The 11,284-nt window shown below is 30.2% G+C and carries 8 protein-coding genes and 1 pseudogene; all 9 read left to right on the top strand.

What is annotated here, in order from left to right; all coding sequences use genetic code 4:
- Positions 1-89: pseudogene (locus tag P690_RS04355) on the top strand (transposase); the annotation flags it as partial.
- Positions 90-672: 583 nt separating this feature from the next.
- On the top strand, positions 673-1,728 hold the full coding sequence (gene recA / locus P690_RS0101830; protein ID WP_027122095.1) for a recombinase RecA: 1,056 nt from the start codon (positions 673-675) through the stop codon (positions 1,726-1,728).
- 14 nt (positions 1,729-1,742) lie between these two features.
- Positions 1,743-3,524, top strand: coding sequence for an HDIG domain-containing metalloprotein (locus P690_RS0101825; protein ID WP_036459521.1), 1,782 nt, complete (start codon positions 1,743-1,745; stop codon positions 3,522-3,524).
- 69 nt (positions 3,525-3,593) lie between these two features.
- Entirely contained in the window at positions 3,594-5,090 is a 1,497-nt protein-coding gene (locus tag P690_RS0101820) for a hypothetical protein (RefSeq protein ID WP_027122093.1), read from the top strand.
- 434 nt (positions 5,091-5,524) lie between these two features.
- Positions 5,525-7,027 (top strand): ABC transporter ATP-binding protein, encoded by a 1,503-nt coding sequence (locus P690_RS0101815; protein WP_027122092.1) that lies wholly within the window; start codon positions 5,525-5,527, stop codon positions 7,025-7,027.
- Positions 6,981-7,949, top strand: coding sequence for an ABC transporter permease (locus P690_RS0101810; RefSeq protein WP_027122091.1), 969 nt, complete (start codon positions 6,981-6,983; stop codon positions 7,947-7,949). Before P690_RS0101815 ends, P690_RS0101810 begins: the two co-directional genes overlap by 47 nt.
- Positions 7,942-8,787 (top strand): ABC transporter permease, encoded by an 846-nt coding sequence (locus P690_RS0101805; RefSeq protein ID WP_027122090.1) that lies wholly within the window; start codon positions 7,942-7,944, stop codon positions 8,785-8,787. Before P690_RS0101810 ends, P690_RS0101805 begins: the two co-directional genes overlap by 8 nt.
- A 2-nt stretch (positions 8,788-8,789) precedes the next feature.
- A complete protein-coding gene (locus P690_RS0101800) occupies positions 8,790-10,211 on the top strand; it encodes a spermidine/putrescine ABC transporter substrate-binding protein (protein ID WP_027122089.1) in 1,422 nt (473 codons plus the stop codon).
- A 29-nt stretch (positions 10,212-10,240) separates the two neighbouring features.
- On the top strand, positions 10,241-11,203 hold the full coding sequence (gene tsaD / locus P690_RS0101795; RefSeq protein ID WP_027122088.1) for a tRNA (adenosine(37)-N6)-threonylcarbamoyltransferase complex transferase subunit TsaD: 963 nt from the start codon (positions 10,241-10,243) through the stop codon (positions 11,201-11,203).
- The last annotated feature ends 81 nt before the right edge of the window (positions 11,204-11,284 follow it).

Below are 11,284 nucleotides of genomic sequence, written 5' to 3'. Positions count from 1 at the left end.
TAAATCAGAAAAGTAATAGACTGAGAAATTGATATAGAATATATGAAGAGTTAATGGATGTATTTCCGAACTTACTTAAGAAAAACTAAAAGTTTGAAAAAATCCAGATTACACAAAATTAGCTTCGTTCCCCACTGCCCCCGTATGATATATGTTTAGCAGAATAGGTTTTAAAGAATAATAAGAAAATTCTATTTATCAAAGCGTTATTAACAAACTAAAATATACTAAATTATTTTCTAATAAACATTTTTAAAATATCAAAAAAAACACGGTAAAAACGCTATTTTTTACATTTTTAAGTGCTAAATAAAAGTTATTATATTCAACTGTTGAAGTTCGCTTTGTGACTATAAAAACACATCACTTAAAAACAATAGAATATCTGATAAACTATTAGAAAGGCGTTTTATGTTTTGTTATAAAAAGCTGTCTTTGTTTTTTAATATTTTTACCGAGAATTCTTTTAGAATTTATAAAATAGATAAGAATTTATTTTCATGAAAAGAGATTGATTTTTTTCATGAATATGAGCAGAAATCATTCATAGTTAATGACAATGCAAGTTTTTTAAGATTTTCTAAACTTGTAAAAAAACGATATTTTATTTACTTAAAAATCTCATTAAAAATAAGAAAAAAATTTTTCTTCCTAAATAACCACTTTATACATATGTTTAATAAAAAGAATTACGACAAAATTATGAATGATTTAAAAAACAGTAAAAGAAATAACGACAGAATTAGAAATGTTACAAATGATGACATTTTGAAGTTATTACAACAAAAGTTCGGTAAAAGCAACATATATTTAAATGAAAATGATGAATTGAAAGATTTGGAATTCATATCAACAGGAAGCATTAAATTAGATCAGGCTTTAGGAACTAATGGTTTTATAAAAGGAAGGATCGTAGAAATCTACGGCAATGAGTCTTGTGGAAAAACAACCTTAGCATTATCAACAATAAAGCAAGCGATTGATAAAAATATGCGTGTTGCTTTTATTGATGCTGAACACGCATTAGACTTAAGGTATGCAAAACGTCTAGGTATAGATTTAACAAAACTAATTATTGCTAGACCTGACTATGGAGAACAAGGTTTTGAGATAATCAAATCATTAATTAAGACAGAATTAATTGATTTAATTGTTGTGGATTCGGTTGCAGCATTGGTTCCTAAGGTTGAAATTGAAGGCAAAATGGAAGATCAAACAATGGGAACACATGCAAGAATGATGTCTAGAGGTCTTTCTAGAATTCAACCATTGTTAGCCAAACATAATGTATCGGTCATCTTTATTAATCAACTAAGAGAAAAAGTGGGAATCATGTTTGGTAATCCAGAAGTAACAACTGGTGGAAAAGCATTAAAATTTTATTCATCAACAAGATTAGAGTTACGAAGAGCTGAAATTATTAAAGACGCAGCTAATAATGCTATTGGTATTAGATCGAAAGCTACAATAACTAAAAATAAGCTTTCAACACCGATGACTACAACTTATATCGACTTTTATTTCAAATCAGGAATCAGTGAAATAAATGAAATTATTGATTTAGCGATTGATTACCAAATAATCGAACAATCAGGTAGTTGATTTTCATACCAAAAAGAAAAAATTGCTCAGGGTAAAGCAAATTTAATTTCTAAAATAAGTGAATCAGAGGAGTTATACCAAATAATTAGGAATGAGGTTTTAAATAAATTAAAAGATTGCCAATAATATAATATTGGTGTATGAACGTCTCTATTTTATTAATGTACCTAATTGTCGGTTTATTAACCGCATTAGCATTTTTGCTTTTAGCTTTTATATTACTTAAGTTCTTAGAATTTAGATTCTTTAAACAAACAGAAATGCATCAACGTGAGATTGAACAAGAAATATTAAAGATCAATAAACAGGAAGAACTTGAAGAAAAATTAAAAGAACACTATTTATTTCAAGAAAGTTATAAAGAACTAACAAGAAAAGATCTAAAAGAAATTAGAAATTTCTTTGTTTCGGTTTTGAGTTCTAATATTGTTTTAGAAAACACAAAAGAAAAACTATTTGGGGAAATAAAAGAAAGAAAAAGAGAAAATGATGAGCTTAGAGCAAAATTAGAGGCTAAAAAAGTTGAAGACAAAATAACATTATTAAGAGAGATGAAATTAACCCATGAAGAGGCTAGAAATCAACTTTTAGAAGAATACCGTGGGTATGTAAGAAACGACCTTGATAAAATGGTCAAGGAAGAAGAAAAAGCTGCAAACAACAAAAGAAATGGAATAGCAAACGAACTAAACAAGATTTTAATCAACGCAATGAATAATGCTAACTTACTAACAGACATGGTTAGAATGGGTACTCTAAAAACCATTGAATATGAATATGTTGATGATGATCAAGTAAAAGCGAAAAAATTTACTGATGATTTTTATGGCAAATTAATAGGTAAAGAAGGTAAAAATAAGGAATACATTGAAAAACTATTCAATGTAGCTTTAAGTATAAAACCACACTTATATCAAATTGAAATTACATCATTCAACACAATTAAATTAGAAGTAGCTTACAATGCAATGAATAAAATTGTTGAAGCGGTTAGTGAGGAAGGAACTCATGTTTTAAATGAAAATTTAATAAAGAAATGTTGATACGGATCACTAAATGAATTTACTGCTGAAGCTAAACGAGTTGGTGAAGAAACACTTAAAGATTTAGGGCTATACGAATCTAGTTTTATTCCTAGCAAGGAAATTTGTGAATATATAGGTAGATTAAAATACAGAGGTTCTAATACTCAAAATGTTTTAACTCACTCAATCGAAGCAGCTCAAATTGCTGAAAGCATTGCTGAACAGTTAAATCTAAATAAAGAAAAAGCTAAAGTTTGTGCTTTGCTTCATGATATTGGTAAAGCGATTGATAAAGAAATTGTAAATGGCGAAGGCAGATGAAAAAATCTTAAATATGCAGCTAACGAACACGTAAGTGCAGGTGTAGCTATTGCTCAACACTATAAGATGGATATTGATATCATTGATGCTATCAATTGTCATCATGGTAGAAAAAAGCTATACGAAAAATCTAAGAATTTCTACGCAAAAATTACGAGAATTGCTGATTTCTTATCAGCGGCTAGACCAGGTGTTAGATTTATTAAAGATAATGATCTTGAAAATCGCTTTGATGCGATCGCTAAAATCATGAACAATTATGTTTCTAAAGAACTTATCAATACTTACAAGATCTTAAAAAATGGTTACAATATTGATGTAATGATCAATCCAAATGTAAGCGAAAATGAATTTAGAGAACTAACAATTGATCTTAAGAGAGATCTTGAATCGGATGAAGAACTATCAAAACTTGCAATTTCAATTACTTACGTTTTAAATATTACGAAAACTGAAACAACGAATGCTGCTGCTCATGCTGTTAAGCCAGTAAAAAATGAAGTAGAAGATCTTGAAGATAATGATGATTCAAACAACGAAGAATATCTGAATACTGTTGAATACGTAGAGCAATAAATTTATCAAAAACGTTAATAAATTAGCCTATTAAAATTTCTTAAAATATTATAATTTTGTTAACGTTTTATGGATGATAATAAAAAGAAAGATCGCTTAATAAGTGATGCATTAATCAATAGAACCGAAGACTTCTTAATTGAAGAAGATGATATTTCGTTTACTGAAGATATTAAAAATGATGACGAACCTATAAAAGATGGGTCTGCTAACAGACCAACTAATTTAGGTTCTCTTTTTATTGACACACAAGCTGAAATACCTGATTTGACTAATCGTGTTTTAGTTACAGAAGAATATGATGATGAAGAATTATTTAATGTTCAATCTGAAATTATTGTTCCTGATAAAAAACATACTAAAACAGCTACAGGTTACTTAAGTATCGATCATGTAACTGATCTTTATAGCCCTAATACTGGAACTTTTAATACAATGAGTGTGCATGATGCTTCATTTATTAAGCGCGGAGATCAGTCTATTCCTGAAAAAATTAATGATTTTAATTTATCAACTAAGAACAAAAATTTAGTTCCTAATGCAAATCAATTTAATAGATCGCCACAAACAGATTTCATTCAACGAACAAACAAGGCTTTTAATAATCGTGATGATAACTATAAAATTGATCTAGATAAGTTAGATACAGTTGAATTTAAGCTAGAACCAAATAATAAAGCTCAACAGCAAATAAAGACTTCAGCATCTACACCGAATAATAATAAGTTTGATTCATTATTTGGTAATGATCATTGAAGTTCTGATTCTAGAACTTTGGACACATTAGCTAGCAGGGCAGCTGCTAAAGCTAATATGTTTGAGTCTTCTTCTATTATTAAAGAATTTAATAATCAAGATTTGCCATTTAAAAAAGCAAATTATCGTGATGATCGAATCGAAAAAAGTAATCGTGTTGATTTTGATTTAGGTGATACTGATTATTTAATGGAAGAAATGAGCTTTCAGCAAGGTAATGATTATGTAACTGATAATCATTCACGAATTGATCTTAATCTTGAAAACGATCCATCTGTTATCCCTAAAAAGATGACAGTTAATATGCAAAACATCGAATCTGATATAGATCAAATCACCAAAGGTGATAAAAGTAATCTGTATCGTTATATTAAAACTGGTAATAGCAATCTAACAACATCAACGTTTTTAAAACGCGCAACACAAAAACCAGAAGTAAATAATAATGAAGAATTTAAGAACGATCTAGCGCATTCTGAAGAAATAAAGATGGTTCTTAATAATAAGCAATCTCTTTTTGAACAAATTGACAATCAAATAAAACAAGAAAAGAAACAAGAAGCTCAATTAAAAAAAGAAGAAGAAAAAAGAGCAAGAATAAAATCTTATCCTGATGATTATGATAATCTTGAACAAGTAAAAGAAATAGAAGCCAATCGCCCTAAACCGACAACAAGACGTGGAACAAACAAAAGAAATAATCCACAAACAAAGAAATTTCTAAAGTTTTTTTATTCAATTATTGCCCTGACTTTATTGGCAATTATTATTGTTGCAATAATTATTTTTACTAAGCCATCTGCGATTTAATTTATACCTTTTTTCTTTAAAACGATCATCCTTATTTATAGGGATGATCTTTTTTTGATTAGGTGTGCATATAATTAAGGAAATATCATAAAAATAAATAACGATTTACATTAAATTTTTAGCTTAAAAAAGTTAACAAAAAAAGTAATAAAATACACTTAAAATTCGTCTTAAAAAAATTACAACAAAAAGACAGCGAAAAAATCACCTAAAATTGCTTAAAAAAATTCTTAAAATTTTGAAACAAAAAATGTTGCAAAAACCTTTATTTTAAAGGGTTTTAAACAAATTTAAAATTTAAATATTTTTTTTCGAAAAAAATTTGAAAAGATTTTTCATTATTTTTTGAAAATTTTCATAAAAAAAACTTTATAATGTTATCTGTATTTTCAAACAAGGAAAATTAGATATTATATTGAAAGGATTAACTGGAATTGGAAGATAAGGTTTTTATTCAGCTAAGAAACGTAAATAAAACTTTCGACGATGGTTTTGTTGCGGTTAGAAATCTAAATCTAGATATCAATAAGTCTGAATTCGTAACATTGTTAGGACCATCAGGATGTGGAAAAACTACAACGTTAAAATTACTAGCTGGGTTCGAACAACCAACATATGGGCAAATTAAGATCGACGGCATCGACATTAAAGACATGCCCGTTCACAAGCGCCCGTTTGCTACTGTTTTTCAGGATTACGCACTATTCCCTAACATGACTGTTTATAACAACGTTTGTTATGGTCTTAAGATCATGCGTGTACCTAAGGAAAACACCGATCCAAAATTAGCTGTTCAGGCTGAAAACATTCAAAAAGAAGCTGAAAAGAAAGCGGCTGCTAAAATTAAAGATCTAAGCAAAAAGAAGAATGATCTAACCATTAAGTTAGACAAGATTCGTAAAGAGTATGAAAAAAGTGATTGAATGTCAGAAAACGATGAAATGCGTTTTGCTCAATATCAAAACGAATTAATCAAACTACAAGCAAAATTATCTGAAGCATACGAACAAGCTGAGATCAGTGAACTAAATCAAGAGATTGTTACACTTAAAACTAACTACCAAAAGAAGATCCCAATCGATGTTAAGTACGATAAGGTATTAAAAGAGTTAGAAAACGTTGATGGATGAGTTTCATACTGAGAAACTTACCCAATGATGAAAAAAGAAAACTTTGAAAATAAAGTTTTAACTCGTAGATTAACTAAGAAAGAGATCGAAGAAAGAGCCAACAACATGATTAAACTTGTTGGTTTAACAGGTAAAGAAGACAAATATCCTTCAGAACTTTCTGGTGGTATGCAACAACGTGTAGCGCTTGCTCGCGCTTTAGTTATTGAACCTGAAACATTATTACTTGATGAACCATTAAGTGCGTTAGATGCTAAGGTAAGAAAACAACTACAAAACGAACTTAAGAGAATTCACAAAGAATTAAACATTACTTTCATTCTAGTTACTCACGACCAAGAAGAAGCTTTATCACTATCTGATAAGATTGTGGTAATGTCTCAAGGTGATATCGAACAAGTTGGTAAGCCTAATGAAATTTACGACTCGCCAATCAACGAATGAACAGCTAGATTCATTGGAGCTGCAAATATCTTTGATGGCAAGTACTTAGGCGATTACAAGATCGAATTAAACTCTGGTGATATTATCGACACTGATGAAGAATACGAATTTAAAAAAGATGATAATGTTCGTGTTTTAATTCGTCCTGAAGACTTTGACGTAGTTGAAAAAGATAAAGGGTTCTTTAACGTTGAAGTAGTTAAAACTTCTTATAAAGGAGTTTTATGAGAAGTTGAATGTTTAATGCCTGATAAGACTAAACTTAAGGTTGATAACATCGACGAAGTTAAAGTAGGTTCAATCGTTGGCTTAAAATTTGACGAAATGGACGTACACATGATGAGGAAAGATGAAGATGCTTAGAAGTTTTAGAACCAATAAAAATTTTAATGCCATCGTTCAAACCTTAAAGGCTCCTAAAAGAACTTGGTTAATTCTTCCTTACGGATTATTACTATTAATTCTTTTCATCATTCCATTAATTATTGTTTTAGTTAATGCGTTTACAACATTTGGTGTACAAACTCAAGATGGAAAGACAATTTCTGTTAATGTTTCTGAAAATTTTTCGATCATTGATGGGTTTACAATGGCTAAATTATTTAAATCATTTGGTTTAGCTGTTGCTTGTACAATTATCTGTTTAATCATCGCATTTCCATTTGCTTACATCTTATCAACAACTAAGAGCAAATTATTCAAATACAGCGTTGTAGCTTTAGTTACCGCACCAATTTGAAACAGTTTCTTAATTAAAGTAATTGGACTTAAGTCTATATTAGACTTAATCTTTGGTGAAGCAAACAGCACTTTTGGTGATGGTTGATCATTGCTTGGTATGGTTTATATCTTTATGCCATTTATGATCTTACCAATCTATACAGTATTAATCTCAATGCCTAAGAACTATATGTTAGCTTCACAAGATTTGGGATATAGTTACTTTATAAGTTTCTTTAAGGTAGTTATCCCTTATTGTCGAAATGCGATCATCTCAGGTGTTACATTGGTATTATTACCTTCATTCACCACTGCAGGGATCGGAAGATTTGTAAATAACTCTAACGATGGTCAATTAATTGGGGATTACTTACTTTCATTAGGTTCTAATGGACTTGAATCAAAAGTGGCTATCTCTCAAGCAAGTGCATTAAGCCTTACTTTATCATTAATGATCTTAGCCTTCTACACTTTATTCTTTGTTCTTCCAAGAGTGGTTGGCTACTTTAAAAAACGATCAGCTTTAAAAAACAAAATTAAAACAACGGTAAATACAAATGAATAAGTTTAAAACAATTTTAAGACAAAGTTACATTTTTATCATCTTATTGTTTATTTATTTACCTCTATTAATCATCGTTGTTTTATCGTTCAATGGTGTAACTGAAAGAGGAAACGTTAATGTAACGTTTAGTCAATTTGATCCAGCTAAAGCGTTTGAAACTTATCTAGCGCTAGCTGAAGGTGATTTCTTAACCCCATTAATAACTTCGTTAATCGTGGCGTTTGTTTCAACACCCCTTTCTGTTTTTATTGCGACAATTACTGCTTTTGGAATCTGAAGAAATAAGAAAGTTTATCAAAAACTTATGTTATCAGCATCTAACACTTCAATTGTTGTGCCTGATATTATCTCTGGTCTAAGCTTAATTATCTTCTTTATTGCGGTGTGAGTTTCTTTTGCTCAACCATTAGGACTATTCACCATTATTCTTTCACACATTTCAATCAGCACCCCATTCGCGTTAGTTTCAATCTATCCAAGAATGTTAAAGATGAACCCAAACTTAATCTTAGCTTCGCAAGATCTAGGATATAACAAAATTCAAACATTCTTTAAGATTACTTTATCTTATTTAACACCTGCTTTAATCGTTGGTGGATTAATTGCTTTTGCGATATCATTTGATGACTTTATTATTACTTCTTATGTAAGAGGTTCAGCAAGAACAATCGCAACTGAATTATATTCTATTGCTAAAGGTATTAAAGGTTGAGCAATTGCGTTTGGTGCAATCTTAGTATTTATTGGGATCTTAGCAACAGCTATTTCAGTAATTAAAAAAGCAATTACTGAAAAGATTAATTACAAAGAAAAAGTTGCACGATCAATTAGTAACTAGCTATGTCAAAAATGAAGAAAAAACCGGTAAAATTAATTGTTTCTGCTTTAGCTGCATCATCACTTTTAGTAACTAGTTGTGAAGCTGGAGACAACATATTAACTCGTAACTTTGTGTATGCGAATTTTGAATCATATATGTCACCTAATTTGCAATCTGAATTAAGAAGTACATATAAGAATTTACAATTTGATACTTTCTCATCAAATGAAAATGCGATTACCAACTTTAAGAATAAAACCTATACGATTGGAACATTATCAACGTATGCAGTTTTAGACTTAATTAGTCAAGGGATCTTGCAAAAATTAGACTGAACTAAATTCGATTTAACTTATTTAAACGATGAAGGTCAAGAAGTACCAGTGAATAACGCAACTGATGCACTACCATTGTTTACTACTGATGTTCAAAAAATATTAACCAGTTATTCAATCAATGGTCAACCTGTCAATCTTTTAGATTATGCAGTACCTTATTTCTTCCAATCGCTCGTGTTTGCTTACCGTGGACCAAAGATTGAATCTTTAGTTGATCATGAAAGCAGCTGATATGATGTTTTAAGCACAATTAGTAGTGAAAAATATCGTGATCGTTTTAACAACAGCCTTTTAGGTATTGTTGAAGATGAACGTTCAATATATTCAATTGGTAACGTAATTCAAACTACTAAAAACGGTGGAGCAGTTTCAGTTAACCCTCCACCATCACAATTAAGCTTAGAACAGTTTTACGATGTTTATAAGCAGATTGCTGATGCTGGAGTGAATTATAAAAATCTAGCTGGAAAAGTTAAATCAACAGCTTTATTAAGCTCAGATGCAACGGTAATTATTAATAACTTAGTAAGTAAAAGAAACACCGGAGGAATCATGTTTAATGGTGATGCGATCTTTTCAGCTCAAGGTGGTGAATTCCATGGAGAAGATGGCGATCCACTAAAACCGACTAGTGAAAATTATCATATCATAACCCCGGTGAATACTCCATTAGCATTGGATATGATTGTAATTAATCGTCTAAATATCCAACAGTTTCCAGGATTCCTTGATCAATCTTATGAAGTTATCAAAAAAGTTGGACTACAGGGTGTTAATGAAACTTTAGAAGATTTCCAAGCAGTTGTTGGTGATAACCCTGATGATCCTAATCCAGTTTATAAAAACGGACCACTAGAAAACTTCAACTACGTTCAATATACTTCACCACTTAAGATAATTTCAGATCCTGAAACAGGATTAGTGGCTACAGAAGGTTGACTGGATGTTGCTGATGAAGAAGAGCTAACTAACAACATTAACTCAACTTACTTCATTCATGGTGTAGAAAATCTTAAGAATTTCGTTGAAGCACCACTTAATGATATTCAAAAATCAAGCTTAATTAACGCATTTGCTCGGTTTAAAAATAATTGATTAAAATAAAATAATACTTAGACAAAAATTAAGTAATTATGCACTATAAAACTATCCTTGGGATCGAATCAAGTTGTGATGATCTATCAATTGCTATAGCAATTGATGATAAGATTGTATCTACTAGAACCAAATCATCATCTAGCGTTCATGCTAATTATGGTGGTGTGGTACCTGAGATTGCAGCAAGATATCATGAAGAGATCTTGCACCAAACTTTTCATGAAGCGTTGGTTGAAGCTGATATTCCAATAAATAAGATTGATCTAATCACATATACTGAATCTCCTGGATTGTTAAACTGTTTGCATGTTGCTAAAGTGTTTGCTAACACGCTAGGTTCATTATTAAAAGTTCCAGTGCAAGGGGTGAATCATCTATTTGGTCATATTTATTCGCCATTAATTAATGATGGTAACAGCCCTTATCAAAAAGGTGATTTAGTTTATCCTGCACTTGGAATCGTAGTTAGCGGTGGACATACTGCAATCTATGATGTTCAATCAGCATCAAAGATTAGCTTAATTGATGAAACATTAGATGATGCGATTGGTGAGGTGTATGACAAAGTTGGTCGAGCGTTAGATCTACAATACCCAGCAGGTCCTAAGATTGATCAGTTATTTAACCCTGAAGAAGCTGAAACCATACAGTTTCTAAAAACTAATAAGTTATCTGTATTTAGCTACTCAGGATTCAAATCAGCAGTTATACGCTATATCGAACAAAATAAGAATAGCCCAGATTTTAATAAGATTCAAGTGATCTCTTCATTTCAAAAATTCATCATCGATGATTTTGTTGATCGAATTAAAAACGTGCTTAATACCACCCAAACTAAATACCAAACAATCTTATTAGGTGGTGGGGTCAGCGCTAATAGCTACTTACGATCAGAGTTACAAGAACTAAGTATTAAAACTTTGATTCCTAAACCGATTTATTCGGGTGATAACGCAGCAATGATCATTAACTATGCACAATATTTATTAAACGAATAAAATCGTTTAATATTTTTTTTATTAACCTATAATTTATGGGTAATAATTAAAAATTAAGGAATATAAACACTGAATATTATT

This window comes from Mycoplasma imitans ATCC 51306 (genome assembly GCF_000518305.1).
In the GTDB taxonomy this organism is placed as follows: domain Bacteria; phylum Bacillota_I; class Bacilli_A; order Mycoplasmatales; family Mycoplasmoidaceae; genus Mycoplasmoides; species Mycoplasmoides imitans.
This window is presented reverse-complemented; position numbering and strand designations above follow the sequence as displayed.